The organism is Cryobacterium sp. W22_MBD10_FK3 (genome assembly GCF_052113745.1).
Taxonomy (GTDB): Bacteria; Actinomycetota; Actinomycetes; order Actinomycetales; family Microbacteriaceae; genus Cryobacterium.
Map to the genome: position 1 here is coordinate 12,904 of NZ_JBGQOH010000005.1, position 25,641 is coordinate 38,544.

The 25,641-nt window shown below is 69.4% G+C and carries 25 protein-coding genes and 1 pseudogene; 8 read left to right on the plus strand and 18 right to left on the minus strand.

What is annotated here, in order from left to right; translation table 11 throughout:
• Window position 1: 1 nt before the first annotated feature.
• Window positions 2–721 carry an AAA family ATPase gene (locus ACEN2M_RS07120; RefSeq protein ID WP_441647420.1) on the minus strand — a complete coding sequence of 240 codons (720 nt, stop codon included), beginning with the start codon at window positions 719–721 and terminating at the stop codon, window positions 2–4.
• A gap of 178 nt (window positions 722–899) precedes the next feature.
• Between ACEN2M_RS07120 and ACEN2M_RS07125 the strand changes: the two genes are divergently transcribed.
• The 3 genes from ACEN2M_RS07125 to ACEN2M_RS07135 are packed head-to-tail and all read left to right on the plus strand — an operon-like array spanning window position 900 to window position 3,111.
• A complete protein-coding gene (locus tag ACEN2M_RS07125) occupies window positions 900–1,547 on the plus strand; it encodes a GNAT family N-acetyltransferase (protein ID WP_441647421.1) in 648 nt (215 codons plus the stop codon).
• 4 nt (window positions 1,548–1,551) lie between these two features.
• Window positions 1,552–2,325, plus strand: coding sequence for a tyrosine-protein phosphatase (locus tag ACEN2M_RS07130; protein ID WP_441647422.1), 774 nt, complete (start codon window positions 1,552–1,554; stop codon window positions 2,323–2,325).
• A 6-nt stretch (window positions 2,326–2,331) separates the two neighbouring features.
• Window positions 2,332–3,111 carry a putative protein N(5)-glutamine methyltransferase gene (locus ACEN2M_RS07135; RefSeq protein WP_441647423.1) on the plus strand — a complete coding sequence of 260 codons (780 nt, stop codon included), beginning with the start codon at window positions 2,332–2,334 and terminating at the stop codon, window positions 3,109–3,111.
• Between the two features lie 200 nt (window positions 3,112–3,311).
• On the opposite strand, the gene ACEN2M_RS07140 is transcribed toward ACEN2M_RS07135, so the two are convergent.
• Genes ACEN2M_RS07140 through ACEN2M_RS07155 form a run of 4 tightly spaced genes read right to left on the minus strand, consistent with a single transcriptional unit; the run spans window position 3,312 to window position 8,085 of the window.
• A complete protein-coding gene (locus ACEN2M_RS07140) occupies window positions 3,312–4,790 on the minus strand; it encodes a dihydrolipoamide acetyltransferase family protein (protein ID WP_441647424.1) in 1,479 nt (492 codons plus the stop codon).
• Window positions 4,791–4,815: 25 nt separating this feature from the next.
• Window positions 4,816–5,826, minus strand: coding sequence for an alpha-ketoacid dehydrogenase subunit beta (locus ACEN2M_RS07145; RefSeq protein WP_441647425.1), 1,011 nt, complete (start codon window positions 5,824–5,826; stop codon window positions 4,816–4,818).
• The gene (gene pdhA / locus ACEN2M_RS07150; RefSeq protein ID WP_441647426.1) at window positions 5,826–6,974 is read right to left on the minus strand and encodes a pyruvate dehydrogenase (acetyl-transferring) E1 component subunit alpha; all 1,149 of its coding nucleotides are present in this window, start codon (window positions 6,972–6,974) and stop codon (window positions 5,826–5,828) included. The genes ACEN2M_RS07145 and pdhA overlap by 1 nt, the downstream gene beginning before the upstream one ends.
• Before the next feature lie 4 nt (window positions 6,975–6,978).
• Window positions 6,979–8,085 (minus strand): histidinol-phosphate transaminase, encoded by a 1,107-nt coding sequence (locus ACEN2M_RS07155; RefSeq protein WP_441647427.1) that lies wholly within the window; start codon window positions 8,083–8,085, stop codon window positions 6,979–6,981.
• A gap of 105 nt (window positions 8,086–8,190) precedes the next feature.
• Here ACEN2M_RS07155 and ACEN2M_RS07160 point away from each other — a divergent pair, with 105 nt between their 5' ends.
• On the plus strand, window positions 8,191–8,586 hold the full coding sequence (locus ACEN2M_RS07160; protein ID WP_441647428.1) for a phage holin family protein: 396 nt from the start codon (window positions 8,191–8,193) through the stop codon (window positions 8,584–8,586).
• Between the two features lie 24 nt (window positions 8,587–8,610).
• On the opposite strand, the gene ACEN2M_RS07165 is transcribed toward ACEN2M_RS07160, so the two are convergent.
• Window positions 8,611–10,353: a hypothetical protein gene (locus ACEN2M_RS07165; RefSeq protein ID WP_441647429.1), complete on the minus strand. Its 1,743-nt coding sequence runs from the start codon at window positions 10,351–10,353 to the stop codon at window positions 8,611–8,613.
• The gene (locus tag ACEN2M_RS07170; RefSeq protein ID WP_441647430.1) at window positions 10,350–10,646 is read right to left on the minus strand and encodes a hypothetical protein; all 297 of its coding nucleotides are present in this window, start codon (window positions 10,644–10,646) and stop codon (window positions 10,350–10,352) included. The genes ACEN2M_RS07165 and ACEN2M_RS07170 overlap by 4 nt, the downstream gene beginning before the upstream one ends.
• Before the next feature lie 125 nt (window positions 10,647–10,771).
• On the opposite strand from ACEN2M_RS07170, the gene ACEN2M_RS07175 reads away from it, so the two are divergent.
• Complete coding sequence (locus tag ACEN2M_RS07175) at window positions 10,772–11,299, plus strand: low molecular weight protein-tyrosine-phosphatase (RefSeq protein ID WP_441647431.1); 528 nt, start codon at window positions 10,772–10,774, stop codon at window positions 11,297–11,299.
• Window positions 11,296–12,678, plus strand: coding sequence for an adenylosuccinate lyase (gene purB, locus ACEN2M_RS07180; RefSeq protein WP_441647432.1), 1,383 nt, complete (start codon window positions 11,296–11,298; stop codon window positions 12,676–12,678). The genes ACEN2M_RS07175 and purB overlap by 4 nt, the downstream gene beginning before the upstream one ends.
• 49 nt (window positions 12,679–12,727) lie before the next feature.
• Here purB and ACEN2M_RS07185 read toward each other — a convergent pair whose 3' ends face one another.
• Together ACEN2M_RS07185 and ACEN2M_RS07190 are read right to left on the minus strand one after the other, a co-directional pair.
• Window positions 12,728–12,997 (minus strand): hypothetical protein, encoded by a 270-nt coding sequence (locus ACEN2M_RS07185; protein ID WP_441647433.1) that lies wholly within the window; start codon window positions 12,995–12,997, stop codon window positions 12,728–12,730.
• Window positions 12,994–13,593 carry an HdeD family acid-resistance protein gene (locus ACEN2M_RS07190; protein WP_441647434.1) on the minus strand — a complete coding sequence of 200 codons (600 nt, stop codon included), beginning with the start codon at window positions 13,591–13,593 and terminating at the stop codon, window positions 12,994–12,996. Before ACEN2M_RS07190 ends, ACEN2M_RS07185 begins: the two co-directional genes overlap by 4 nt.
• A gap of 123 nt (window positions 13,594–13,716) precedes the next feature.
• Here ACEN2M_RS07190 and ACEN2M_RS07195 point away from each other — a divergent pair, with 123 nt between their 5' ends.
• On the plus strand, window positions 13,717–14,502 hold the full coding sequence (locus tag ACEN2M_RS07195; protein ID WP_441647435.1) for a HEAT repeat domain-containing protein: 786 nt from the start codon (window positions 13,717–13,719) through the stop codon (window positions 14,500–14,502).
• A 43-nt stretch (window positions 14,503–14,545) separates the two neighbouring features.
• On the opposite strand, the gene ACEN2M_RS07200 is transcribed toward ACEN2M_RS07195, so the two are convergent.
• From ACEN2M_RS07200 to ACEN2M_RS07210, 3 genes are read right to left on the minus strand one after another with little or no spacing between them, the layout of a single operon-like run.
• Window positions 14,546–15,919, minus strand: a complete 1,374-nt coding sequence (locus ACEN2M_RS07200; protein WP_441647436.1) for an NAD(P)(+) transhydrogenase (Re/Si-specific) subunit beta — start codon at window positions 15,917–15,919, stop codon at window positions 14,546–14,548.
• Complete coding sequence (locus ACEN2M_RS07205) at window positions 15,916–16,224, minus strand: NAD(P) transhydrogenase subunit alpha (RefSeq protein ID WP_103460053.1); 309 nt, start codon at window positions 16,222–16,224, stop codon at window positions 15,916–15,918. The genes ACEN2M_RS07200 and ACEN2M_RS07205 overlap by 4 nt, the downstream gene beginning before the upstream one ends.
• Complete coding sequence (locus ACEN2M_RS07210) at window positions 16,224–17,369, minus strand: Re/Si-specific NAD(P)(+) transhydrogenase subunit alpha (RefSeq protein WP_441647437.1); 1,146 nt, start codon at window positions 17,367–17,369, stop codon at window positions 16,224–16,226. Before ACEN2M_RS07210 ends, ACEN2M_RS07205 begins: the two co-directional genes overlap by 1 nt.
• Before the next feature lie 289 nt (window positions 17,370–17,658).
• Between ACEN2M_RS07210 and hrpB the strand changes: the two genes are divergently transcribed.
• Window positions 17,659–20,217 carry an ATP-dependent helicase HrpB gene (gene hrpB, locus ACEN2M_RS07215; RefSeq protein WP_441647438.1) on the plus strand — a complete coding sequence of 853 codons (2,559 nt, stop codon included), beginning with the start codon at window positions 17,659–17,661 and terminating at the stop codon, window positions 20,215–20,217.
• Window positions 20,218–20,248: 31 nt separating this feature from the next.
• Here the strand turns inward: hrpB and dnaB are convergent, their stop codons facing one another.
• The 6 genes and pseudogenes from dnaB to ACEN2M_RS07245 all read right to left on the minus strand — a co-directional run bounded on the left by dnaB (window position 20,249) and on the right by ACEN2M_RS07245 (window position 25,624).
• Entirely contained in the window at window positions 20,249–21,655 is a 1,407-nt protein-coding gene (dnaB, locus tag ACEN2M_RS07220; RefSeq protein ID WP_441647439.1) for a replicative DNA helicase, read from the minus strand.
• Between the two features lie 444 nt (window positions 21,656–22,099).
• The gene (gene rplI, locus ACEN2M_RS07225; protein ID WP_441647440.1) at window positions 22,100–22,549 is read right to left on the minus strand and encodes a 50S ribosomal protein L9; all 450 of its coding nucleotides are present in this window, start codon (window positions 22,547–22,549) and stop codon (window positions 22,100–22,102) included.
• An 11-nt stretch (window positions 22,550–22,560) separates the two neighbouring features.
• A complete protein-coding gene (gene rpsR / locus ACEN2M_RS07230) occupies window positions 22,561–22,824 on the minus strand; it encodes a 30S ribosomal protein S18 (RefSeq protein ID WP_035835236.1) in 264 nt (87 codons plus the stop codon).
• A 56-nt stretch (window positions 22,825–22,880) separates the two neighbouring features.
• Entirely contained in the window at window positions 22,881–23,390 is a 510-nt protein-coding gene (locus tag ACEN2M_RS07235) for a single-stranded DNA-binding protein (RefSeq protein WP_088457765.1), read from the minus strand.
• Between the two features lie 147 nt (window positions 23,391–23,537).
• A pseudogene (gene rpsF, locus ACEN2M_RS07240) lies at window positions 23,538–23,900 on the minus strand (30S ribosomal protein S6); the annotation flags it as partial.
• 293 nt (window positions 23,901–24,193) lie between these two features.
• Window positions 24,194–25,624, minus strand: a complete 1,431-nt coding sequence (locus ACEN2M_RS07245) for a CCA tRNA nucleotidyltransferase (protein ID WP_441647441.1) — start codon at window positions 25,622–25,624, stop codon at window positions 24,194–24,196.
• Between the last annotated feature and the right edge of the window lie 17 nt (window positions 25,625–25,641).

Below are 25,641 nucleotides of genomic sequence, written 5' to 3' on the forward strand. Positions count from 1 at the left end.
GTTACAGGTGCCGGAGGTACCGTTCCGGTGCGTCGAGGAAGCTGGCCCAGTTCGTGACCAGGTCGAGGTCGCGCCAGGCCCTCTCGCGCAGGCCCCATTCGCCCACCTCGAGGATGCGGGCGCCGGGCAGGGCCGCGAGCAACGGGGAGTGTGTCGACATGATCACCTGGGAACCGCCCTCGGCCAGCAGATCCTTGAGGTGGCCGAGCAACGCCAGACAGCCCGAGAACGAGAGCGCGGATTCCGGCTCGTCGAGCACCCACAAACCCCGGCCGCGGAACCTGTCGATGGCGAGCTCGAGGAACGATTCGCCGTGCGAGATCTCGTGGAAACGCGGTTCCGGCCTACTGCCCGGGTTCTCCTCCAGGTAGGTGAAGAAGCCGTGCATGGTCTCAGCGCGCAGGAAGTAACCACGCCGGGTGCTGCCGCCGCTTCGCACCAGCCGCAGATGATCGTGCAGCGGGGACTCGCTCACCCGGCTGGAATTGCGGGCGCCGGTGGAGCCACCCTCCGGCGAGAGGCCCCAGGCCAGCGCGATCGCCTCCACGAGGGTGGACTTGCCCGCACCGTTTTCGCCCACGAAGACCGTCGCCGGCCCCAGGTCGAGCCCGTCGGCGAGCAGCTGGGCCACCGGCGGCAGGGTGGCCGGCCAGGAGCCGCGGTCCATCCCGTGGTCCGGGTCCTCCTCGACGCGGCGGAGGGGGTAGCGCTCAAAGGCCATGCCCCATCCTCCCCCGCCGTTCGGGAGTTCCGCCACATCCCCGCTGCTCGCCAGGGGCACTGGGCGGAGTCAGGGCGGGCGCACCACCGTCGACATGCACCACGCTCCCCCGCACTGGGTGGGCTGGGGTATCTGCCGCAACTCGCGGGCGAGCCCTGCCGCCGTCTACTCTGTTGCCATGAGAGCAGCAGCAGGCACGGGCAGCGCCACTCCCGCCAGGAGACAGGCCACACCCGGCCGATTCGCTCGCGCGACCCGGGCCATCCGGCCGGTTGCCCCCGCCCCGGAGGCGGTGCTGCGGCCCTGGCGGCTCGACGATGCCATCAGCCTGCAGACCGCCTTCACGGTGAGCGGCGACCTCGCCGCCCAGCTCGGCGCCATCGAGCTGTCCACAGTCGCCCGCTGCGAGAGCTTCATCACCGACAACCTGGCAACCGGGACGACGGCCAGGCAGAACCTCGCCATCAGCGTGGACGGTGTCGCGGTGGGCAACGTGGGGGTCGGCAGCATGGAACACCGACACGGCACCGGCTGGGTGTACTACTGGGTCTCGGCCGCGGTGCGCGGGCGCGGCCTGGCGACACTCGCCCTCGCGTCGATCGCCGACTGGGCCTTTACCGACCAGGGCCTCTACCGGCTGGAGCTCGGCCACCGCACCAACAACCCGGCCTCCTGCCAGGTCGCGACCAAGGCCGGATTCGTCGCGGAGGGCGTCGAACGGCAGAAGCTAAAGTACGGCACCGAACGCTTCGACGTGGAGACCCACGCCAGACTGCGCACGGATGCGCCTCCCCCGGTCCGCCTGCTGCCCACCTTCCTCGCCTAGCAGCATGGCCGCGTCGCCGTCCGTCCAGCCGCCGGGCTCGCCGTCGTTCCGGGCGGCCGAGCGGCATCTGGCCGTTGACGGGCTCGCCAACGCCCGGGACCTGGGCGGCATCCCGCTCCGGAGCGGCGGAACCACCCCGCGCGGGGTCTTCTTCAGGTCGGAGAACCTGGACCAGGCCACCAGCGCGGGCTGGGAGCAGTTGCGCGCGGCGGGCATCCGCACCGTCGTCGACCTGCGGCAACCGGGCGAGCGAGCCCGCGACACCCAGCCGCGCCCCGCTTGGCTGACCACCGTGAACGTCGACCTCGACGGCCTGGAGAACACGGCTTTCTGGGCCGACTACTGGGACAACGGGCTCGTGGGCACCGCCCTGTACTACCTGCCGCACCTCGCCACGATGCCGGAGCGCTCCGGGGCCGCACTGGCAGCGCTGGCAACGGCGCCGCCGGGCGGCGTGCTGTTCCACTGCGTCGCCGGGCGGGACCGCACCGGGCAGATTGCCCTGCTGCTGCTGAGCATCGTCGGCGCCGAACCGGAGGCGATCGTGGACGACTACCTGGAGACGGTGCGTCGCGCGGAGCAACGCGCCGTCGCATCCGGGCGCGCAGACGACGAAGCCGCCAGCGAGGCCCTCTGCCGATCGCTGGGCACCTCGACGGAGGCGGCCTTCCGCGCGGCGCTGGCCGGCCTCCACCTCCCTGCCCTGCTCGCCGCGGCGGGGCTCACCGACCTCGAACTGGCCGCGCTGCGCGGCTGGCGACAGCACCCGGCCGGCTGACCCGCCATGCCGCCGCGCCCAGCTGCCCCCACCGAGGTGATCGACCGCCTGCGCGCGGCCGGATGCGTCTTCGCCGAAGACGAGGCCAGGCTGCTGATGGCGGCCGCCGGCACCCCGGCCGAGCTGGAGCACCTGCTCACCCGGCGCACGTCCGGCCTGCCGCTCGAACAGGTGCTGGGCTGGGTGGAGTTCTGCGGGCTGCGCATCACCGTGCGGCCGGGCGTCTTCGTGCCGCGCCGCCGCACCGGCCTGTTGGTGCGCCGGGCGGCACGGCTCGGTCGACCCGGCTCGGTGGCGGTCGACATGTGCTGCGGCACCGGCGCCGTGGGGGCCGCCCTGCTCAGCGCAGAGCCGGGGCTGCTGCTCTACGCCGTCGACATCGACCCGGCGGCCACGGCCTGCGCGCGGGAGAACCTTGAGCCGCTGGGCGGAAGGGTTCTCACCGGCGACCTGTTCTCGCCGCTGCCGCGCACGCTGCGCGGGCAGGTCGACCTCATCGTGGCCAACGCCCCGTACGTGCCCACGGATGCCATTTCCCGGATGCCGCCCGAGGCGCGACTGCACGAGGCCCACGTGGCGCTGGATGGCGGCGCGGACGGGCTCGACGTGCAGCGCCGGCTCGTGGCGGCGGCCCCGGAATGGCTGGCCCCCGGCGGTCACCTGCTCATCGAGACCAGCGCCGGGCAGGCCGCGCAGACGGTGGAGACCTTCGCCCGGCAGGGACTCGCGCCGCGCGTGGTCAGATCGAAAGCGCTGGACGCCACCGTGGTGATCGGCACGGCGTGATCGGCACGGCTTAATCGGCACGGCGTAACCGGCACGGCGTGATCACGACGTCGGCTCATCGCTGCACCCCCTGTGGCTCAATGCGCCCGCTGTAGCGGGCGCATTCGCCCGCACGGGGTGCGCCGAGGCCGGGTGCGCCGAGGGCCGCGGCGCGCCGCCGCCCTCGCGGGCCGGGGGCCGGCGGCCGGAAGCCGAGCGGGCTACTCCAGGAGCAGCGCCGGCTCCTCGATGATGCTGGCCACATCGGCCAGGAACCGGCTGGCCACGTCGCCGTCGACCACGCGGTGGTCGAAGCTGGCGCCGATGGTGGTCACAAAGCGCGGGCGCACCTCGCCGTCGACGACCCAGGGCTTCTGCTTGATCGTGCCCAGCGCCACGATGCCGGCCTCGCCGGAGTTGAGGATCGGCGTGCCGGTGTCCATACCGAAGACACCGATGTTGGTGATGGTGATGGTGCCGTTGGCCATCTCGGCCGGGCTGGTCTTGCCGTCGCGAGCCGTGATGGTGAGCTTCTCGAGGGCGGATGCCAGCTCGAGCAGGCTCATGTCCTGGGCTTCCTTGATGTTCGGCACGATAAGGCCGCGCGGGGTGGCCGCGGCGATGCCGAGGTTCACGTAGTGCTTGATCACGATCTCCTCGTCGGTGAAGACCGAGTTGACCGTGGGGTTGCGGCGTACGGCCCAGATCATGGCCTTGGCCATGATCAGCAGCGGCGACACCTTGACGCCGGCGAAGTCGGTGGAGACCTTGAGCCGCTTGACGAACTCCATGGTGCGGGTGGCATCCACGTCGACGAACAGGCTCACGTGCGGCGCGGTGAAGGCGCTGCGCACCATGGTCTGCGCGATCACCTTGCGCACACCCTTCACCGGGATGTGCTCCTCACGGTCGGTGGGCCACTCCGGCGTCTGGATATTGCGGAACACGCTGGCCTGGGTGGCCTCCCGCAGCACGTCCTCCCGGGTGACGTCGCCGAACCGGCCGGTTGGTTCCACCTGGCTGAGGTCGACGCCGAGGTCCTTGGCCAGCTTGCGGATCGGCGGTTTGGTGATCACCGGGCCGGCCGGGCGGGCGGGCGCGGCGGCGGGCTTGGCGGATGCGGCGGGCGCGGCGGCCGAACGGGCCGGCGGAGCCGTACGGGCCGGGCCCGTGGCGGCGCTGGTCGAGCGCGGGCCGGAGGCAGCCGGGCCACCCTGCGGGGGCGCGGTCGGGGCGGGCGCGAGGGCCTCGTGCGCGGCCGGCGCCACGACGTGCCGGCGACGACGGGTGGGCATCGAGGCGGCCGCGCCGCGACCCACGAGTACGGCCGGGGACTCCTCGGCGGGTTCCTGCGAGATGGTGCCACCGGCATCCTGGGCGGCGGCGGTGAGGTCGTCGACGGCCGGGGCGGTGCCGGCCGGGGCGGCGGCCTCCGGGGCATCGTCGTCGGTGGCGCCGGCCTCGGAGAGGATCGTGATGATGACGGTGCCGACGTCGACGGTGGTGCCGGATTCGACGAGGATCTCACCGACGACGCCCACGTACGGCGACGGCAGCTCAACCAGGGACTTGGCGGTTTCGATCTCGACGAGCACCTGGTTGATCGAGATGGTGTCGCCGGGGGCGACCTTCCACTCGACGATTTCGGCCTCGGTCAGGCCCTCGCCCACATCGGGCAGGGTGAATCGGGAGACGCTCATGGGGTGCCTTTCCGGCGGTGTGTGGTTAGTAGGCGAGGGAGCGGTCGACGGCTTCGAGCACCCGGTCGGGGCTGGGCAGGAAGTGCGTCTCCACCGCGGCGGGCGGGAACGGGGTGTCGAAGCCGGACACCCGCAGTACGGGTGCCTCGAGCGAGTAGAACGCCCGCTCGGTGACGGTGGCGGCGATCTCAGAGCCGACGCTGACGAAGCCGGCGGCCTCCTGCGCCACGACGAGGTGCCCGGTCTTGTGCACCGACTCGAGAACCGGCCCGTAGTCGATCGGTGAGATCGAGCGCAGGTCGATGACCTCGAGGCTGATGCCCTCGGCCGCGGCCAGTTCGGCAGCCTGCAGCAGCACGCTCACCATGGCGCCGTGGCCGACGACGGTGACGCTCGTGCCTGTGCGCACCACCTTGCTGGCGTGCAGGGGTGTTCCGGCCGCGGTGAAGTCCACCAATCCCTTGGGCCAGTAGCGGCTCTTGGGTTCGAAGAAGATCACCGGGTCGTTCGACGCGATCGCTTCCTGCATCATCCAGTAGGCGTCGTGCGGGTTCGACGGGCTCACCACGCGCAGTCCCGGGGTGTGTGCGAAGTACGCCTCCGGGCTCTCCTGGTGGTGCTCGATCGAGCCGATGTGGCCGCCGTAGGGAATCCGCACGACGACGGGCATGGTGACGCCGCCCTCGTGCCGGTTGCGCATCCGGGCCAGCTGGCTGGTGATCTGGTCGAAGCCGGGGAAGACGAAACCGTCGAACTGGATCTCGCAGACCGGCCGGTAGCCGCGCATGGCCAGGCCGATGGCGGTGCCGATGATGCCGGATTCGGCCAGCGGGGTGTCCAGCACCCGCTTCTCGCCGAACTCGGCGTGCAGGCCCTCGGTGACCCTGAAGACGCCGCCGAGCGGGCCGATGTCCTCACCCATCATGAGCACCTTGGGGTCGTCGAGCATCGCTTGGCGCAGGCCCTGGTTGAGGGCCTTGGCCATGGGCAGGTTCGCGCTGGTCGGTGCCACGGTCGTGGTGTCTGCAATGGTCATCAGGACTCACTCCCGTCGAACGAGGTCTCGTAGCCGTCGAGCCAGGCCTTCTGCTCCACCACCAGCGGGTGCGGTTCGGCGTAGACGTTGTCGAAGATCACGTCGCGGTCCGGCGAAGTGATCTCCAGGGCGCGGCGACGCACATCCGCGGCGTGGTCCGCGGCCTCTTCGTCGACGGAGTCCAGGAACTCCTGCTCCACGCCGAGACCCTTGAGGTAGGCGCGGAAGCGCACGATCGGGTCGCGGGCGACCCAGTAGGCGAGCTCGTCGGGGTCGCGGTACTTGGTGGGGTCGTCTGCGGTGGTGTGGGCACCGACCCGGTAGGTGAGCGCCTCGATCAGCGACGGGCCGTGGCCGGCGCGGGCGTCGTCCATGGCCTTGGCGGTCACGGCGTAGCTGGCGAGCACGTCGTTGCCGTCGACCTGGATGCCGGGCATGCCGAAGCCGCCGGCGCGCAGGTAGAGCGGGGAGCGCGACTGGCGCGACACCGGCACCGAGATGGCCCAGTGGTTGTTCTGCAGGAAGAAGACCTGCGGGGTCTGGTAGCTGGCCGCGAAGACCAGGGCCTCGTTGGCGTCGCCCTGCGAGGAGGCGCCGTCACCGTAGTAGACGATCACCGCCTGGTCGGTCTCGGGGTTGCCGGTCGCGGTGGCGCCGTCCAGCTGCATACCCATGGCGTAGCCGGTGGCGTGCAGGGTCTGCGAGGCGAGCACCAGCGTGTAGAGGTGGAAGTTGCCGTGCTCCTCCGGGGTCCAGCCGCCGAGGGTGACGCCGCGCAGCATCCGCAGGATGTCGACCATGTCGAGTCCGCGGATCATGCCGACGACGTGCTCCCGGTAGGAGGGGAAGACGTGGTCCTGTGGCCGGGTGGCGTAGGCGGAGCCGACCTGGGCGGCCTCCTGGCCGTGGCTGGGCACCCAGAGGGCGAGCTGGCCCTGGCGCTGCAGGTTGGCGGCCTCGGTGTCGAACTTCCGCACGACGACCATGTCGCGGTAGAACTTGCGGTAGTCGGCCTCGGTGAGGCGCTCGAAGTAGGGCAGGAACTCGGCCGCCGATTCGGACGGCGCGAACGACCCATCCGTCGACAGGAGCTGCACGGTGGGAGAGGTCAGGGTGCGCACGGGTGCGTCGTTGGAGGTCACTGGCACCGTACTAACCTAGCCGCCGGGCCGGATGGCCTGTTGGTAGATCCTGAACAATCTCAGCGCCGATCCGTAGGAGCGTTGCCACAGATTCCTCCTCGCCAATCGAGACCCGGATGCCCTCCGGGTGGAAGGGCCGGACGACGAGCCCGGCATCGGTGAAAGTGTCGGTGGTCGCGGCCGTCGCCTCGCCCAGCGGCAGCCAGACGAAGTTGGCCTGCGACACCGGGATCTCCAGGCCAGCGGCCACGAGAGCGGCACGGATGCCGTCGCGGCGCTCGGCGATCACGCCGACCCGGGCCAGCAGCTCGGGTTCGGCATCGAGTGAGGCGAGGGCGGCGGCCGAGGCCTGACCGGTGACCGAGAGCGGGATCGCGGTGGCGCGGGCGGCATCGAGGATGCCGACGGGGCCGAGTCCGTAGCCGACCCGGAGTCCGGCGAGCCCGTAGGCCTTGGAGAACGTGCGCAGCACGACGAGGTTGGGGTAGCGCTTCAGCAGCGTCGTCCCGTTGACGGCGGCCGGGTCGGTGACGAATTCGGCGTACGCCTCGTCGAGGATCACGAGCAGGTCGGTGGGCACCAGCGCCATGAAGGCCGCGAATTCGTCGGCGGTGACGACCACGCCGGTGGGGTTGTTGGGGCTGCAGACGATCACAACGCGGGTGCGCGGCGTGACCAGCGCGGCCATCGCGGGCAGGTCGTGACCGTGGTCGGCTCGGTTCGGGGCGGTGACGCTGGTGGCGCCGGACACCGTGACCAGGCTCGGGTAGGCCTCGAAGGAGCGCCAGGAGTAGAGCACTTCGTCGCCGGGGCCGGCCGCGGCCAGGATCAGCTGGGAGAGCAGCGCCACGGAGCCGGCGCCGATGTGCACCTCGTCGGAGGACAGCCCGTAGCGGGCGGCGAGCCGCTCGCGGAGGGCGAGGGCGGACGCATCCGGGTAGCGGTTGAATGCCGAGACCGCGTTCACTGCGTCGACGACGCCGGGCAGCGGGTCGAACGGGTTTTCGTTGCTTGACAGCTTGAAGGCGGATGCGTTGGCCGCCTTGCCCTGCCGGTACGCCGGCAGCGCAACGATCTCTGGGCGCAGGCGGACCGAGGGCTGGTCAGTAGGGCTCACTCGGCGAGTCTACGCCGCGACATATTCGCGGTGCCGCATGCTCGCACCGTGTATGCCGGCGCCGAAAACCTCCCGGGTGCCGGCCCCGGCTGCCATAGTGGAGGCATGGGTAGTTTCCTGATCAAGCTCATCGTCAATGCCGTGGCCCTCTGGGTGACCACGCTGATCGTGGCCGGTGTGCGGGTCGAGCCGTACGCGCCGGACACCGTCGCCGTGGTGCTCACCTACCTGCTGATCTCGCTGATCTTCGGCTTCGTCAACGGGTTCATCGGCGGCTTCGTGCGCATCGTCGCCTTCCCCCTCTATGTGCTCACGCTCGGGCTGCTCTCCTTCATCGTGAACGGGCTGCTGCTGATGCTGGTGGCCTGGATCTCCGGTCTGCTCGGCTTCGGCCTGGTCGTCGAGAACTTCTGGTGGGGCGTGCTGGGCGCGTTCGTGCTCGGCATCTTCAGCTGGTTGTTCGGCCTGCTCGTGCGACCGCTGAACAACTCCAGCTCGTAGGCCGACGCCACCGCACCGCTCACGTCACTCCGCCCGTTCGGAACGCCACAGGCTTTGCTGGCCGGGCGTCGTGCCCACGATCTGGTCGAGCCGCTCCCGGAACGCCAGCACCGTGGGATCCGGGGAGCCGTCGACGAGGCGGGCCGTGTCGCGGTAGCCGACCAGCTGGTGGGCGGGCAGAGGCTCGTCGGCCGGCACCGCGGTTCCCGCGAACAGCTCACGGCGCACGTAGAGACGCCCGTCCTCGTGCGCGGTGCTGCCCAACGCGGGGACGATGTCGTCGGAGTGTTCCACAGCGATGGCCGGCAGTCCGTCGGGCAGGGGCAGGCCGGTTTCCGGCGACCCGAAGGTGACCATGCCCACGGCGTTGATCTCGCCGCGGGCGACCAGCTCGTTCGCGATCAACCCGCCCTGCGAGTGCGCCACCGGCAGCACCGGGTCGCCCGGCTGCACCCCGGCGGCCTGCATTGCCTGCAGCACCGCCCGGTACGATCCGGCCTCCTGGTCGGCCACCGCCGTTACGTTGGAGGTCATGTCCCACGGGTCGCTCGAGCCGGTCGGGCTCCATTCCACGGTGCCGCCGATGTAGACGAGCCAGGCCGGATGCTCCGCGTCGCCGTACCGCTCGATGCGTACCTGGCCGCCATCCTCCTCGGTGGGGATGCGGTCGGCGAGGTCGCCGAATCCCGCCGGCGGCACCGGCTGCGGCAGGTCGACCGTGACCGGCGGCAGATTCCTCCCCTCAGTGCCGGCCGCTGGGCTTCGCAGCATGGTCGACGGCGGCGTCGGCGGCAGGGTCGACGGCAGGGCCGGAGGGCCGGCACCGGGGCCCAGCGGAAAGGGCGGCGGCGGGCCCGGCCTGCTGGTCGCAGGGCCAACCGGCAGGCCCGGTCGGCCGAGCGCAGGTCCAAGGGGCAGGCCCGGCAGCCCGGTCGCCGGGCCCGGGGACAGAAACTGTGCGCCGCCCCCGCCGACCGGTGCCGTCGACGATCTCACCTGGGTCACCCGCACCGGCGTCTCGCGCAGCATCCCGGCCGCCCGAGCCGCCACCAGCAGGCCGAGCGCCGACGCCCGGGCATCGAGCACGCCGGCACCGTCTTCGCCCAGCAGCGCCGCCACCGGGTACGGCACCCCCATCCGGCCCAGGACCACGTCGTCGGCGGAGGACACGAGAGCCCTGACCATGGCCACGGTTACCGGATTCGTGAGCAGTCGGGGGTTCTCCCGCAGCCAGTCGCTGAGCCCTGGCGGCACGACCGACGTGGAGCGGCCGAGGACCGCATTGGCCAGGAGAGAACCGGCGGCCAGATACGCCAGCGGCGTCGCCACGGAGAGCGCCACCAGCGGCGCCAGCAGGCCGAGGGTGTGCCCGAGCCAGCCGCCGGCGACCCGCATCGCCGTCGCCAGGCCCGCCTCGAGGTGGCCGTATTCCTCGGCCGTCTGGGTGAGGGCATCGGCCAGCCGGCGGCTCCGCTCGGCGATCGCGTCGATCGCGACGGAGGCGCCGAACACGCAGGCGCCGAGGTCATCCGGCTGCCAGCCCGGTGCGGGGCCGAGGCCCAACGCCCGGATGCGGTCGATCTGCCCCTGCCAGTGCCCGGCGTCATCGTGCAGCAGGGTGAGCGCGGCCAACTCGGCGAACACGGTGTCGGTGGCGACCTGGATGCCGCCGCCGGACACCGTGAGCGTGCCGACGCCGCCGCCTGTGCCGGCACCGCCGTCCAAACCGTTGCCAGTGCCTCCGCCAGTGCCGTCTGAATCGCTCACAGGGCCGCCTTCACCCGTTCGATGGCCTCGTCCACGGCCCAGAGCGCATCATCAAGGGCGCGCCAGGCACTCTGCACTGTGGCGCTCAGCTCGACCAGTCCGGTGCCGTACGCCCGCTGAGCCGGCGACCGCCACGCCGGGCCGGCCTCCCGGCCCGCCAGCCGGCGACCCGACACCTCCACAGCGTCCCGCAGTTCCCGCACCAGCCCGCGCTGCCTGCGCAACCTGGCGAGAGTTTCGGCATTAGGCGCGCCGCTCACATCCGGCAGGATGCCGGCACCCGCAGTTTCCATCGCCCCTCCTCGTTCCGCCCAGACTGAACCGGCTCGGGCGCGGGTTTTTCGGCTCCCGGTCGAGTCGGGGAAAGTCGCCTGGTCGGGCGGATGTGGAGGAGGGGATTGTGGAACACAATGGACACATGAATTTTGCGGCGCTCAGTCCCGATGAGTCGACGCCATTCCGGATCATTTTCGTCTGCACCGGCAACATCTGCCGGTCGCCCATGGCCGAGGTGATGCTGCGCGACCTGGTCACGCGCTCCGGGCTGGGTCGGCTCATCACGACGAGCTCCGCCGGAACCGGCGACTGGCACGTCGGCGAGCAGGCCGACACCCGCACGATCTCGGCGCTGGCCAAGCGCGGCTACGACGGCAGCCACCACCGGGCACGGCAGTTCGATGCGGGTTGGTTCGACGACCTCGACCTCGTGGTGGTGCTCGACCGCTCGCAGGAACGCATCCTGCGCAACTGGGCGCCCACCGAGCGGGACCGCAACAAGGTGCGCCTGCTGCTCAGCTTCGACCGGGAACAGGCCGCGCTGCGGGACGTGCCGGACCCCTACTATTCCGACGATGCGTTGTTTGACTCCGTATTAGGCATGATTGAGAGAGCCAATCTTGCGCTCTTCGCGCAGCTCGCACCCGCAATCAGACAGGGAGTCCGATGAGTCCTCTACCCCCGCAGGTCCTCAGTCCACTCGACGGCCGCTATCAGGCCGCCGTCACCGAACTGGGCGAGCACCTGTCCGAGGCTGGACTGAACCGGGCCAGGGTCAAGGTCGAGGTGGAGTGGCTGATCGCCCTCACGGACCGCAGCCTGTTCGGCTCGAGCCCGCTCAGCATCGACCAGAAGACCGGCCTGCGGGCACTGGTCGTCGACTTCGGGCAGGCCGAGATCGACGAGTTGGCCGCCCTGGAGGCCGTCACCCGGCACGACGTCAAGGCCGTGGAGTACCTCGTGCGCCGCCGCCTGGTTCCGCTGGCGCTGGAACAGATCAGCGAACTCACCCACTTCGCCGCCACCAGCGAAGACATCAACAACCTCGCCTACGCCCTCACCGTCTCCGAGGCCGTCCGGGAGGTGTGGCTGCCCAAGCTCCGCGCCCTGATCGGCGCTCTCCGGGCCCTGTCCACCGACTACCGGGCCGACGCGATGCTCGCCCGCACCCACGGCCAGCCCGCCACCCCCACCACCATGGGCAAGGAACTGGCGGTCTTCGTCTACCGGCTCGAGCGCATTCAGAAGCAGGTCGAGGCGAACGAGTACCTCGGCAAGTTCAGCGGCGCCACCGGCACCTTTGCTGCCCACGTGGCCGCCGACCCCTCGGTGGACTGGCCGGCGGTGTCCCGCGAGTTCGTCGAGGGCCTTGGCCTGGGCTGGAACCCGCTGACCACCCAGATCGAGTCGCATGACTGGCAGGCGGAGCTCTACGGCAAGGTCTCGCACGCCAACCGGGTGCTGCACAATCTCGCCACCGACATCTGGACCTACATCTCGATCGGCTACTTCCGCCAGGTGCCGCAGGCCGGCGCCACCGGCTCCTCCACCATGCCGCACAAGATCAACCCGATCCGGTTCGAGAACGCCGAGGCCAACCTCGAACTCTCCAGCGCCCTACTGGATTCGCTGGCGGCCACCCTGGTCACCTCCAGGCTGCAGCGCGACCTCACCGACTCCACCACCCAGCGCAACATCGGCGTGGGCTTCGGGCACTCGCTGCTCGCGCTCGACAACCTCGTGCGGGGTCTGGGCGAGATCGACCTGGACCGTGAGCTGCTCGCCCACGATCTGGACACCAACTGGGAGATCCTCGGCGAGGCCATCCAGACGGTCATCCGCGCCGAGGTCAGCGCCGGCCGCTCCTCGATCGCCGACCCGTACGCCCTACTCAAGGAGCTCACCCGCGGAAAGCGGATCAACCGGGCCGACCTGGTGGCCTTCGTGCAGGACCTCGAGATCGGCGATGCGGCCAAGGCCCGCCTGCTCGAACTCACTCCGGGCGGCTACGTCGGCCTGGCCGACCCGCTGGTGGACTACCTGGGCTGAGCGCCCTCGATCGGGCATCCCGGACTAGCAGCCCCGGGATGCCTGTCGGCTAGTGGCCGGGGGTTTCGCCGGTCTTGTTCTGCTCGTCGAGGTCGCTCTTCTCGGCCGCGTTGGGCTTCATGCCCAGGGCGAGCATCGCGATGACCACCAGGGCGATGATGAAGGTGATGCCCAGGGCGATGGACGAGAGCGCCCAGTTGCGCGTGGCCAGCAGGATGGTGAGCCCGACGAAGAGGCCCATGGCGGCGGAGATGCCGACGAGTTCGATGGGCTTGAGAATCTCAGACCGGCTGGGCTTGTGCGGGGTGTTCTGGGTCACGGGGTGTCCGAATCTGTGGAGGAGGAGGCCAGGTCGCGCGGCGCATCCGCGTGCGCAGAGGAGAGGGAGACGCCGGCGATGACCAGGTAGACACCGATGATCACCAGGTAGGCGCCGAGCAGACCCACCGCCACGACGGCGTGCGGTGGCAGGAGCAGGAAGACCAGGGCGAGCACCGCGGTGAGCGCACCGACGACCAGCCAGTCCCTGGTGACCTGCCCGCGTCCACGCACCCGGATGCCCGCGTACACCTCGAGCACGCCGGTGACCGCCGCCCACACCGAGACGATGTAGAGGAAGAAGCCCAGCCCGCCGGCATTCAGGGCGAGCGCGAGCACGCCCGCGATGACACCGACGACGCCCTGAATCGTGAAGAGGCTTCGGTCCCGGGGGTCGGTGACGGTCCTCCAGCTCAGCACCCCGGTGACCAGGCCGCTGACCAGCGCGAACGCGCCGAACACCAGAAGGCCGAATTCGGCGGAGTGATCGGCGTTGAATGTGATCACCGCGGCCGGCACGAGGGCCACGAGGGCTCGCGCGACGGGCACGGTCCAGTATCGGGCACCGATGACGGCTGCTGCCGGGGCATGCGCCACGCGGGCACCTCTTTCGTCGCAGGGAGTCCTCCCAGTCTACGCGGCGCATCTGGCCGGGTTCGGTGTCGGGCGTAGCGGGCGGCGGGATCAGCGACTACCGTCAGGCGCGATAGGGAGTCCATCGTGGTCGCATCGAACGTTCCGGCAGGCAGTGTGCGGGTCAGTCCCGCCGAAGACGAGGCCGCCTTGGCGGACCTGCTCGCGCGTTCGCCGGGCGAGGTTCCCGCCTTTCTGACCAGCCGCTCGGGTCTGCCCGGGCCGCGCGCCAACCTGCCGCTCGCCGACGTCTTCGCCGCCTCGGCCCCGGCGGGGCTGATCCGGCTCCTGGCGGAGTCCCCGGACGAGTACCTGGCCTTCTGCGCCACCGTAGGGCTCGGCCGGCTGGCACTCACTCCCCCGGACCGGCCCGATGCCCTCCTCACGCTCCGCCGCGCGGCCGCGGACGAGCGCTGGCGCGTGCGGGAGGGCGCCGCCCGCGCGCTGCAGCTGATCGGGGATGCCGATCCGGTTCTGATGCAGGGCATCATCGAAGACTGGTCGGCTGAGCAGAATGCCTGGCTGGCCCGGGCCGCCGTCGCTGCGATCTGCGAGCCCAGGCTGCTGCAATCCGCAGATGCCCAGGCGTTGGCCCTGCGGGTCTGCGACCGGGCCACCGCCCTGCTGCTGCAGGGCGCGCCGCTGGAGGCCGATCCGGTTCGCGCTCGGGAGGCGCACCGGGTGCTGCGGCAGGCCCTCGGCTACGGCTGGAGTGTCGCGATCGCCGCGAGCCCAGAGGCGGGCCTGGCCGCCTTCCGCGGCCTCACCCAAAGCGATCACCCGGACGCCCGCTGGATAGTGCGCTCCAACCACACCAAGGCACGCCTGCGGTCGGTGCTCGCCGACCGCAACCTCTGGGGCACCCTCGGCTGAGCCCGCCTACCGCTCACCCAGCCGCCGCCCCGGCAAACGAGCGCTAGAGGGCGTTGACGGCGCCGAGCACCTTCGTGAGCGAGTCCTTCGCGTCGCCGAACAGCAGCGTGGTCTTCGGGTCGAAGAGCAGCTCGTTCTCGATGCCGGCGAAACCCGGTCGCATCGACCGCTTGAGGAACACGATCTGCCGGCCGTCTTCAACCTCGAGGATGGGCATGCCGTAGATCGGCGAACCGGGCGAGGTCTTGGCGGCCGGGTTGACCACATCGTTCGCGCCGACGACGAGCACCACATCGGTGTTCTTGAACTCGGGGTTGACCTCGGCCATCTCCTTGAGCGACTCGTAGGGCACGTTGGCCTCGGCGAGCAGCACGTTCATGTGGCCGGGCATCCGACCGGCGACGGGGTGGATGGCGAAGGCCACGTCGACGCCCCGCGCCTCGAGGGTCGTGGCGAGCTCGGCGATGGTGTGCTGCCCCTGGGCCACGGCCAGGCCGTAGCCGGGCACGATGACGACCCGCTGCGCGTAGGCGAGCATCACGGCGACATCCTCCGCGTTGGACGAACGCACCGGGCGGTTGCTCTGCACCGTGGAACCGGCCGTCGACCCGCCGCGGAAAGCGCCGAACATGATGCCGCTGACACCACGGCCCATGGCTGAGGCCATCGCCCGGGTGAGGATGGTACCGCTGGCACCCACCAGGGTGCCGGCGACCACCAGCAGCACGTTGTCGAGCACCACACCGGAGGCGGCGACCGCGAGCCCGGTGAAGGCGTTCAGCAGCGAGATGACGATGGGCACATCGGCCCCGCCCACGGGCAGCACGAGCAGCAGGCCGACGGCCAGGCCGATCACCAGCAGCAGGATGGCCCAGCCGGTCGACCCGGTGGCAACGACGAAGCCGCCGATGACCAGCGCGGCCACCACGGCGAGGGTCATGACCCACTTCATGCCGGGGAACACGACGGGCCGGGTGGTGATCAGTTCCTGCAGCTTGGCCACGGTGATCGCCGAGCCGGCGAACGAGACCGCACCGACGAGCATGGTGAAGACCACGGCCACGAGAACCCACGGGCCCTCGCTGTGCCCGAGTTCGAGCATCGCGACCAGGGCCGCGGCACCGCCGCCGACGCCGTTGAACAGGGCCACCAGTTGGGGCATCTGGGTCATCTGCACCCGCCGGGAGATGGGGGCGGCGATCGCGGAGCCCACGGCGATGGCGAGCAGAATGAACGGGATGTTGTCGAGCTTGGCCGACAGGAACACCGTGATCACGGCGAGCGTGGCGCCGCCGGCGCCGATCAGGTTGCCGCGGCGCGCGGTCTTGGGTGAGCTCAGGCCCTTGAGGGCGAGGATGAAGCAGACGGCCGCGACGAGGTAGAGCAGTGCGGTCCACTCGGCGTTCAGGATGCTCATTTGGTGGTGTCCTTCGGGGTGGCGGCGGGCTTACGGCCGCGGAACATGCCCAGCATGCGGTCGGTGACGACGAAGCCGCCGACGAGGTTGGCGGTGGCGAGGGCGACGGCGAGCAGGGCCACGAATATCAGCCACGGGTCGTCCAGCTGGCCGGCGACGATGATTGCGCCGATCAGGATGATGCCGTGGATGGCGTTGGCGCCGCTCATCAGGGGGGTGTGCAGGGTGCTGGACACCTTGGAGACCACCTCGAAGCCGACGAAGACGGTCAAGACGATGACCGTCAGGAGGGTGATCGGATCCATCAGTTTTTTCCTTCCAGCGCGGCAGCGGTCGGTGCGTGACGCACCTCGCCGTCCGCGGTGAGGCAGGCGCCGGCGACGACCTCGTCGGCGAAGTCGGGAACGACCTGGCCGTCGGTGGTCATCAGCGCGAGCAGGTTGGCGACGTTCTTCGCATACAGCCTGGATGCGTCGGACGCCATCGCGGACGCGGCATCGCGCATGCCGACCAGGGTGACGAAACCGTCACCGGCCGTGGTGGCCACGGGCTGGTCGACACCGGGCAGGACGCCCTCCACGTTGCCGCCGGTTTCGGCGGCGAGGTCGATGATCACGGAGCCGGCGGGCATGGCCGCGACCATCTCCTGGGTCACCAGCAGCGGGGCAGGCCGGCCTGGAATCGCCGCGGTGGTGATGAGCACATCCGCCTTGGCCACGTGCGGGGCGAGCAGCTCGCGCTGGCGCACGGCCCGATCCTCGGCGAGTTCGCTGGCGTATCCGCCGGCGCCCTCCACCGCGGCCAGGTCGAGGCTGATGAAGGTGCCGCCCATGGAGGTGACCTCATCGGCCGAGGCCGGGCGCACGTCGTAGGCGGACACCCTGGCACCGAGGCGCTTGGCGGTGCCGATGGCCTGGAGGCCGGCGACGCCGGCACCGAGCACGAGCACGCGGGCCGGCGGGATGGTGCCGGCGGCGGTCATGTAGAGCGGGAAGAACCTGGGGAAGCGGATGGTGGCTTCGAGCACCGCCCGGTAGCCGGCGACGAGGGCCTGTGAGGTGAGCGCGTCCATGGACTGGGCCCGGGAGATGCGCGGCACCAGTTCCAGGGCGAACGAAGTGACCTTCGCGGCCGCGAGGGCCTTGACGGTGGGCAGCTCCGACGCCGGTGAGGCCAGGCCCACCGTGATGGTGCCGGCCGACAGCGACGCGGCCAGCTCGGCCGTGAGCGGGCGCACGTGGCAGAGCACGTCGAATGCGGCGGGATCGAACTCGGTCACCAGCTGCGCGCCGGCCTTTTCATAGGCGGAGTCGGAGTATCCGGAGGCCAGGCCTGCACCGGCCTCGACGGTGACGTCGACCCCGAGCCCGGTGAGTTGGGTCACCGTTTCCGGTGTTGCGGCGACACGTTTTTCGCCGTCTCGGCGTTCTCGCCCAATGCCAACCTTCACGGGTAACCACTCCTTTGACGCATCTGCCACCGGACGAGCGTAAACGGGGTCGTTCGCGCGTCCCAGGGCGATCTCACTTCGTAGCGTACCGTCGGGCTCTGGCGGTCCGAGGCGGTTTTCAGGGCCCAAAGACCCTGCCCGGATGACCGACGGTGGCCCCGACCTTCTAGGTGGAGGGTTGCCCGTGCCGCCTGTCGGCTCGCTGAGGCAAGTCGTGTGGGCCCCAGAGTCGAGGCTCGGTACCTGCGACACGTGAGCACACACCCCCCAAACGCGACAGACTGAGGACGTGACCCGTCTTTCGTTCAATCCGCCGAGACTCGGTCGCGGGCTCGCATTCGCCTCGGCGATCGATGATCTGAGTGCTGCGCTTGATCGGAGCCGCACCGTGGTCGTCAGCGCGCCGCCGGGCACGGGAAAGACCACACTCGTGCCGCCCATCGTCGCCGATCGGGTTCCGGGTCGTGTGATCGTCACTCAGCCACGCCGGGTCGCTGCCCGCGCTGCCGCCCGGCGACTCGCGCAGTTGGACGGATCCGCTCTCGGCTCTCGCGTCGGATACACCGTCCGTGGCGACCGCCAGGTGAGTCCATCCACCCTGATCGAGTTCGTTACCGCCGGCGTGCTTCTGCGCCGACTGCTCGATGACCCTGGTCTCGACGGGATCGATGCGGTTATCATCGACGAAGTGCACGAACGGGCTTTGGAGACGGACCTGCTGATCGGGCTGCTCGGCGAGGTCCGCGAGCTGCGCGACGACCTCATCCTCATCGCGATGTCCGCGACCCTCGACGCCGAGAGGTTCGCGACCATTCTCGGCACGGATGCGTGCCCGGCCCCGATCGTGACCCAGAGCGCACCGGCCCATCCGCTCGAGGTGCGCTGGGCGCCCTCTCCCACACCTCGACTGGATGAGCGGGGGGTCACCTGGGCTTTCCTCGACCACGTCGCGAGCACCGCGGTTGCCGCACACCGCACCCTCGTGCGCACCGATCCGGCCGCCGATGCTCTCGTCTTCGCTCCGGGTGCGCGTGAGGTCTCCGAGATCGCCGGACGCATCCGTTCTCTCGCCGCGGAGTTCGACGTGCGGGAACTGCACGGCCAGATCCCCGCCGCAGAGCAGGATGCGGTGATCAGCGGGCGGAGCCCCGATGCTGCGGCACGGATCATCGTCACGACGTCACTGGCCGAATCCTCTCTGACCGTGCCCGGCGTACGCCTGGTCGTCGACACCTGCCTGTCTCGTGCTCCGCAGCGGGATGCTGCGCGCGGCATGAGCGGTCTCGTCACCGGCCCGACGCCCAAGGCCTCCGCCATCCAGCGCTCGGGGCGCGCCACCCGGCAGGGGCCTGGCGTCGTGGTCCGCTGCGTCGACGAGCGCACCTTCGCCACGGCGCCGTCGCACGCTGCCCCCGAGATCCAGGCGGCAGATCTCACCGATGCAGCCCTGCTCCTCGCCTGCTGGGGCGCCCCCAGTGGCGTGGGCCTGCGGCTGGTCGATCCGCTCCCGTCTGGCAGCCTGGACGAGGCCCTTGCCGCGCTGCGTGGGCTCGGCGCGATCGATGCCGATGGCCGCGCCACCGACGAAGGGCGAGCGCTCGCCCGCGTCCCGACGGCTCCGCGCCTCGCCCGCGCACTGCGCGCCGGGAGTGACCTGGTCGGCGGGCGCACCGCGGCCGAGGTCGTCGCGCTGCTCACAGGTGATCTCCGCGTTCACGACGGAGACGCCCAGGCCACGCTCAACGCGCTGCGCACTGGACGAAGCCCGGATGCCCGCCGATGGGAGCAGGATGTCCGCCGTCTCGAGCGCTTCGCCGGGGCGAGTGACACGGCGCGAGGTGGCGCTGATCAGACCGGACTGATCATCGCGCTCGCCTTTCCCGAGTGGATCGCCCGCCGCGTCGATCAATCGCCCAACGGTGCAACCTTCCTTCTCGCCTCCGGCACCCGTGCCGGGATCACCGGTCAGCTCGCGAGTGCCGACTGGTTGGCGGTGGCGGACGTGACTCGCGCACAGGGGCGAGCGGCCGCGGGAACCGGAGCGCTCATCCGCTCTGCCGCCGTCATCTCCGAGGACCAGGCGGAGCAGGTGGCGCCCCAGCTCTGCACAGACCGGGTCGAAGCCCAGTTCGTGAACGGGCGCGTCGTTGCGCGCCGTGAACGTCGGATCGGTGCGATCATTCGCTCGTCCGTGCCGGTGCGCGTACCGGCGGACGATGGCGGACGGGATGCCGTGCGCCGTGCCGTCGCAGCGCACGGCCTTGGAGTGTTCATCTGGTCAGACGCCGCGGACGCTCTGCGGCGTCGCCTCGCGCTGCTGCATCGCGAGCTCGGATCGCCCTGGCCGGATGTCTCAGACGCGGGTCTGCTCGCTACGCTCGATGCCTGGCTCGGCCCCGAGCTGAGCGACCTGGCCGCCGGCACTCCGGCCGCGCGCATCGACCTTGCCCCTGCTCTCCGCCGTACCCTGCCCTGGCCCGCCGCGGTCGACCTGGACGCTCTGGTTCCGGAGCGCTTCCGGGTTCCCAGCGGTTCGCAGGTCCGTCTCAGCTACCCACCCGTCGATGATGCGTCGGCTCGTCCCGTTGTGGCTGTGAAACTCCAGGAATGCTTCGGATGGGCAGAGACCCCACGAATCTGCAGAGGACGAGTGCCGGTGTTGTTCCACTTGCTTTCCCCCGCCGGGCATCCCCTTGCCGTGACCGACGACCTCGCATCTTTCTGGGCAGGTCCGTACTCGCAGGTGCGAGCGGAGATGCGCGGACGCTACCCGAAGCACCCCTGGCCGGAGGACCCCTGGTCCGCCGTACCCACCCGGCACACCACGCGCCGCGCAGCCCTGGGCTAGGGCAGCGACACACCCAACGGTCAGCCGACAGCTATGCGCCGGGCACCATGTCGGCGAAGCGGGAGTAGTGACCGTGGAAGGCCACCGTCACGGTGCGGGTGGGGCCGTTACGGTGCTTGGCCACGATCAGGTCGGCCTCGCCCGCGCGGGGGTTGTCCTTTTCGTACGCGCTCTCGCGGTGCAACAGGATCACCATGTCGGCGTCCTGCTCGAGCGAGCCCGACTCACGGAGGTCGGAGATGGCGGGCATCTTGTCTGCCCGTTGCTCCGGCCCACGGTTCAGCTGAGAGAGGGCGATCACGGGAACCTGCAGTTCCTTGGCCAGGAGCTTGAGCGCCCGGGAGAACTCGCTGACCTCCTGCTGGCGGGATTCGACCTTCTTGCCCGAGGTCATCAGCTGCAGGTAGTCGATCACGACCAGCTTGAGGCCCACCCGCTGCTTGAGCCGGCGGCACTTGGCGCGGATTTCGACGAGAGTCATGTTGGGGCTGTCGTCGATGTAGAGCGGAGCGTCGTTGATGCGCCCACGGGTCGCCGCGATGGTGGTCCAGTCCCGGGCCTCCACGTTGCCCTTGCGCATGCTCTGCAGGGGCACCGAGGCCTCCGCGGCGAGCAGGCGCATGGCGATCTCACTGCGACCCATTTCGAGCGAGAAGAAGATGCTGGGCATGTCGTGGTGAATGGACGCCGCCCGGGCGAAGTCCAGCGCCAGGGTGGACTTACCCAGGGCGGGGCGCGCGGCGACGATGATGAGCTGGCCGCCGTGGAATCCGTTGGTGAGCTCGTCGAGGTCGGCGAAGCCGGTGGGCACACCGGTGAACTGGCCGTCCTTGAGCTTGGCCGCCTCGATGTCCTCGATGGCGGCGGTGACGGCGTCGGTGAGCGGCACGTAGTCTTCGGTCTCGGTGCTGCCGGTGATGGAGTAGATCTCGGCCTGGGCCGTGTTGACCAGGTCCAGCACCTCGCCCTCCCCCGCGTAGCCCATCTGGGCGATCCGGGTGCCGGCGTCCACGAGCTTTCGCAGCATGGAGCGTTCGGCCACGATGGTGGCGTAGAAGCCGGCGTTGGCGGCGGTGGGGACCAGGCTGGTCAGTGTGTGCAGGTAGTCAGCGCCGCCGGCCCGGGAGATCTCGCCCAGTTTGGTCAACTCGTCGGTGACGGTGATGACGTCGGTGGGTTCACCCTGGGCATAGAGGGACAGGATCGCGTCGAAGATGATCTCGTGCTTGGGAACGTAGAAGTCGGCGGCGCGCACGGTCTCGACAACGTCGGCGACGGCATCCTTGCTCAGCATCATGCCGCCCAGTGCGCTCTGCTCGGCCAGCAGGTCGTGTGGCGGGGTGCGCTCGGAGTGACGTGGTTCGGAGTTACCCCGGTACTCGGAGCCGCGTTGATCTGAGCCGCGTTGATCGGCGTAACCCAGGTGAGCAATCGACACGCCGAGCCTCCTCGTGTTGGTGTGGTTCAGGTGTATCAGGAGCCGCAGACAGCGGTCCTCCGGCACGAAGGCGCACTCTGCGCGACTACCCGCTTGCCCACCCTAGAGAGACTCCCCGCCGCAGCCAAACCACCCTGTGGATAACTCTGTGAGTAATCTGCGCGAAACGCCGTGCGGCTTGTGCACAACCTGTGCACTGTCCTGTGGAGAACTCACGAGTTTCTAACTTTTAACCGGACCTGACCGGGCTTTTAAACTATTCACACCTGTGTGGGGAAACTAGTTTCAACGGTGGATTGAATGTTGATGAAATAGGTGGACACCTGTGCACAAAGGGGTGCAAAACTCGCGACAAATGTGCCAATAACGGGGGTATGGCGCTTGCATTAAAAAGGAGTAGCGGTGGCTCCTGTCGGAACCACCGCTACTCCCGGTGAAACGAGACTACTTGGCAGCAACCACCTGAAGGGTGATCGTCGCGCTGACCTCGTCGCGGAGACGAACCGTCGCCGTGTGCTCACCGGTCGCCTTGATCGGGCTGAGCTCGATCTTGCGCTTGTCGATGGCACCGAGACCGGCAGCGGCAACCGCTTCGGCCACGTCGGTGGTCTTGACGGAGCCGAACAGGCGTCCGCCGGCGCCGGCCTTGACGACCAGCTTGACCTTGGTGTTCTCAAGGGTGACCTTGAGAGCCTGGGCCTCTTCGAGGGTGGCGTGCTCGCGGGCTACGCGGGCGGCCTTGATCTGCTCGATCTGCTTTTCGCCACCGCGGGTCCACGCAACAGCGAAGCCCTGGGGGAGAAGGTAGTTGCGAGCGAACCCGTTCTTGACATCAACGATGTCACCGGGGGTACCGAGGCCAGAGACCTCGTGCGTCAGAATCAGTTTCGACATGTGAGGGCTCCTTACCGGCCTGAGCCGGCGTAGGGCAGCAAGGCCATTTCGCGGGCGTTCTTGACGGCACGCGCGATCAGGCGCTGCTCCTGGACGGAGACGCCGGTGATGCGGCGGGCGCGGATCTTTCCACGCTCTGAGATGAACTTCCGAAGAGTGGGGACATCCTTGTAATCGATGACACCAACCCGGATCGACTTCGCGGGGGCAGCGTTCTTGCCACCCTTAGCACCGCGGAGCGGCTTGCGGCGGTCGCCGCTCGACTTTCCAGCCATGATTTCCTTACTTTCTTAAAACGTGTGAGTGCAGCCGTCAACCGTGAAGGTTCGGCTTAGAAGGGGGTCTCGTCGCTGAAGTTACCCGGGGTGTTCCAGACATCTCCGCCGCCGGTGTTGGCTGCGGGGGCGCTGGGTGCCCAGGGCTCGTCGTTACCCTGCTGCTGCGCGACGGGCGCGCCGCCGCGGGGAGCAGAGGATGACTGCGCGCGAGTGAGAGAGGCGGTGGCGTAGCGCAGCGAAGGACCGATTTCGTCGATCTCGAGCTCCATGCTCGTGCGCTTTTCACCTTCCTTGGTCTCATACGAACGCTGCTTGAGACGCCCGGAAGCGATGACACGGGAACCCTTGGTCAGTGAACCGGCCACGTGTTCGGCGAATTCACGCCAAACGCTCGCGCGCAGGAACAGTGCCTCGCCATCTTTCCACTCACTGGTTGCGCGATCGAAATTGCGCGGAGTGGAGGCAATGGTGAAGTTGGCTACCGCCAGCCCGTTCTGCGTGTAACGCAGTTCCGGATCGCTGGTGAGGTTGCCCACCACGGTGATTACGGTCTCGCCGGCCATGGGCTACTTGTCGCTTGCCTTGTCGGCGTCTGCCTCGGCAGGAGCGTCCACGGCGGCCGGGGCTGCCGGAGCAGCTGCAGGCTTGGCGGATGCGGCGACCTTGGCAGCGGGAGCTGCGGCAGGAGCGTCGGCCTTGACCGGAGCAACAGCAGCCTTCGGGTTGGCTGCCTTGCGGGCGGCCTTCTCGGCGGCAAGCTTGCTTGCAACGGCAACCTGGGCGATGCCCTCTTCTGCGCGAAGCACCTTGGTGCGCATGACGGCTTCCGACAGCTTCAGCTGACGGTCGAGCTCGGCAGTTGCTGCGGCGTTTGCGGTGAAGTCGACGACGGCGTAGATGCCCTCGGCCTTCTTGTTGATCTCGTATGCGAGACGGCGGCGACCCCAAACATCAACCTTGTCAATGGTTCCGCCATCGTTGCGAACAACGTTGAGGAACTTGTCAAGGCTGGGAGCTACGGTGCGCTCATCGATCTCGGGATCGAGGATAACCATCAATTCGTACTGGTGCATGACTAACCCACCTCCTTCGGACTAAAACGGCTGCAGTATTTCTGCAACAGGAGGGTTGTGCATGTGTTGAACGTGGAGGCCGGGACTCCGGCGCACAGACAACCTGCCAAGACTACCGGAACCGTGGCTCTTCCGCCACAATTCCTCCCGATGCCCTCCGCATCAAGGTGCGCCTCGCCAAAAAGCGTCACGCACCGGCCTCCGCGCGACGGTGCCCGCAGCGGTGCCGGTGCACAACCCGTGTGGGCGCGACCTGTGGAGGACGGCCTGGTGGTGCGAACCAGGCGGAGGGGTCAGGCGGAGCGGGTCGCCCACCACGACTGCAGGCGGCGAGTGGCCTCCTCGGTGCCGAGCGGGCCGTCGTCGAGCCGCTGCTCCAGAAGGTACCTGTAGGCCTCACCGACCTCGCGGCCCGGCTTCAGCTCGAGAATCGCCATGATCTCTTCGCCGTCGAGGTCGGGGCGAACCGAGTCCATCTGTTCCTGTGCCTTGAGCTCGCTGATGCGCTGTTCCAGGTCGTCATAGGCGAAGCCCAGGCGATCGGCCTTGCGGCGGTTGCGGGTTGTCACGTCGGCTCTGGTGAGGATGTGCAGCCGCTCGAGCTGGTCGCCGGCGTCTCGCACGTACCGGCGCACAGCGGAGTCGGTCCAGGCGCCCTCGGTGTAGCCGAAGAAGCGCAGGTGCAGTTCGACAAGGGTGCCGACGGCAGAGATCGTGTCGTTGTCGAAACGCAGGGCACGCAAGCGCTTCTTGGCCAGCTTCGCACCCACCACGTCATGGTGGTAGAAACTCACCACCCCGCCGGCCTCGAGCCGTCGGGTGGCCGGCTTGCCGATGTCGTGCAACAGCGCAGCCAGGCGCACCACGAGGTCGGGTTCGGTCAGGTTCCGGCGGGTGCGCTCGTAGCCGATGGCCTGATCGAGCACGGTCAGGGTGTGCTGGTAGACGTCCTTGTGATGGTGGTGCTCGTCGATCTCCAGCCGCAGGGCGGGGATCTCCGGCAGCACGATCGCAGCCAGCCCGGACTCCACGAGCAGTTCAATGCCGGCCCGCGGGTTAGCCGAGCGCAGCAGCTTGCCGAGTTCGTCGCCGATGCGTTCGGCCGAGATGATGTTGATGCTCTCGGCCATGGCGGCCATCGCGATCGCGGTGTCGATCTCCAGGGTGAAGCCCAGCTGCGCGGTGAAGCGCGCGGCCCGCATCATCCGCAGCGGATCGTCGCCGAAGGAGATCTCCGGCGAGGTGGGGGTGCGCAGCACGCCGTTGAGGAGGTCGTCGATGCCGTTGGAGGGGTCGACCAGGGTCACCTGCGGCAGCCGCAGGGCGAGGGCGTTCACTGTGAAGTCGCGCCGGAGCAGGTCATCGTCGAGGCTGCTGCCGAAGACCACATCGGGACGGCGGGTCTGACCGTCGTAGCTGTCGGCGCGGTAGGTGGTGATCTCCACCTTTTCGCCGGCGATCTGCGCGCCGATCGTGCCGAATGCCCGGCCGATGTCCCAGTGCGCCTCGGCGATCGGTTTGACGATGCCCAGGATCTGGTCCGGCGTGGCGTTGGTGGTGAAGTCGAGGTCGTTGGTGACGCGATCCAGGAACGCATCCCGCACCGGACCACCGACCAGGGCGAGTTCGAAACCGGCCTGCGCGAACGAGTTCGCCAGACGGGACACCGTGGGGGAGGCAGCCAGGTCGCCCAGTCTCGCGAGGGCTGCCGTGACGCTCTGCATGCCCCAATGGTAGTTGC

Excerpts from the sequence above, each read along its gene's own strand:
- ACEN2M_RS07120 (WP_441647420.1), bottom strand. The coding sequence starts at position 721 with ATGGCCTTTGAGCGCTACCCCCTCCGCCGCGTCGAGGAGGACCCGGAC.
- ACEN2M_RS07125 (WP_441647421.1), top strand. The coding sequence starts at position 900 with ATGAGAGCAGCAGCAGGCACGGGCAGCGCCACTCCCGCCAGGAGACAG.
- ACEN2M_RS07130 (WP_441647422.1), top strand. The coding sequence starts at position 1,552 with ATGGCCGCGTCGCCGTCCGTCCAGCCGCCGGGCTCGCCGTCGTTCCGG.
- ACEN2M_RS07135 (WP_441647423.1), top strand. The coding sequence starts at position 2,332 with ATGCCGCCGCGCCCAGCTGCCCCCACCGAGGTGATCGACCGCCTGCGC.
- ACEN2M_RS07140 (WP_441647424.1), bottom strand. The coding sequence starts at position 4,790 with ATGAGCGTCTCCCGATTCACCCTGCCCGATGTGGGCGAGGGCCTGACC.
- ACEN2M_RS07145 (WP_441647425.1), bottom strand. The coding sequence starts at position 5,826 with ATGACCATTGCAGACACCACGACCGTGGCACCGACCAGCGCGAACCTG.
- ACEN2M_RS07160 (WP_441647428.1), top strand. The coding sequence starts at position 8,191 with ATGGGTAGTTTCCTGATCAAGCTCATCGTCAATGCCGTGGCCCTCTGG.
- ACEN2M_RS07170 (WP_441647430.1), bottom strand. The coding sequence starts at position 10,646 with ATGGAAACTGCGGGTGCCGGCATCCTGCCGGATGTGAGCGGCGCGCCT.
- ACEN2M_RS07175 (WP_441647431.1), top strand. The coding sequence starts at position 10,772 with ATGAATTTTGCGGCGCTCAGTCCCGATGAGTCGACGCCATTCCGGATC.
- purB (WP_441647432.1), top strand. The coding sequence starts at position 11,296 with ATGAGTCCTCTACCCCCGCAGGTCCTCAGTCCACTCGACGGCCGCTAT.
- ACEN2M_RS07200 (WP_441647436.1), bottom strand. The coding sequence starts at position 15,919 with ATGAGCATCCTGAACGCCGAGTGGACCGCACTGCTCTACCTCGTCGCG.
- ACEN2M_RS07205 (WP_103460053.1), bottom strand. The coding sequence starts at position 16,224 with ATGGATCCGATCACCCTCCTGACGGTCATCGTCTTGACCGTCTTCGTC.
- rplI (WP_441647440.1), bottom strand. The coding sequence starts at position 22,549 with ATGTCGAAACTGATTCTGACGCACGAGGTCTCTGGCCTCGGTACCCCC.
- rpsR (WP_035835236.1), bottom strand. The coding sequence starts at position 22,824 with ATGGCTGGAAAGTCGAGCGGCGACCGCCGCAAGCCGCTCCGCGGTGCT.
- ACEN2M_RS07235 (WP_088457765.1), bottom strand. The coding sequence starts at position 23,390 with ATGGCCGGCGAGACCGTAATCACCGTGGTGGGCAACCTCACCAGCGAT.
- ACEN2M_RS07245 (WP_441647441.1), bottom strand. The coding sequence starts at position 25,624 with ATGCAGAGCGTCACGGCAGCCCTCGCGAGACTGGGCGACCTGGCTGCC.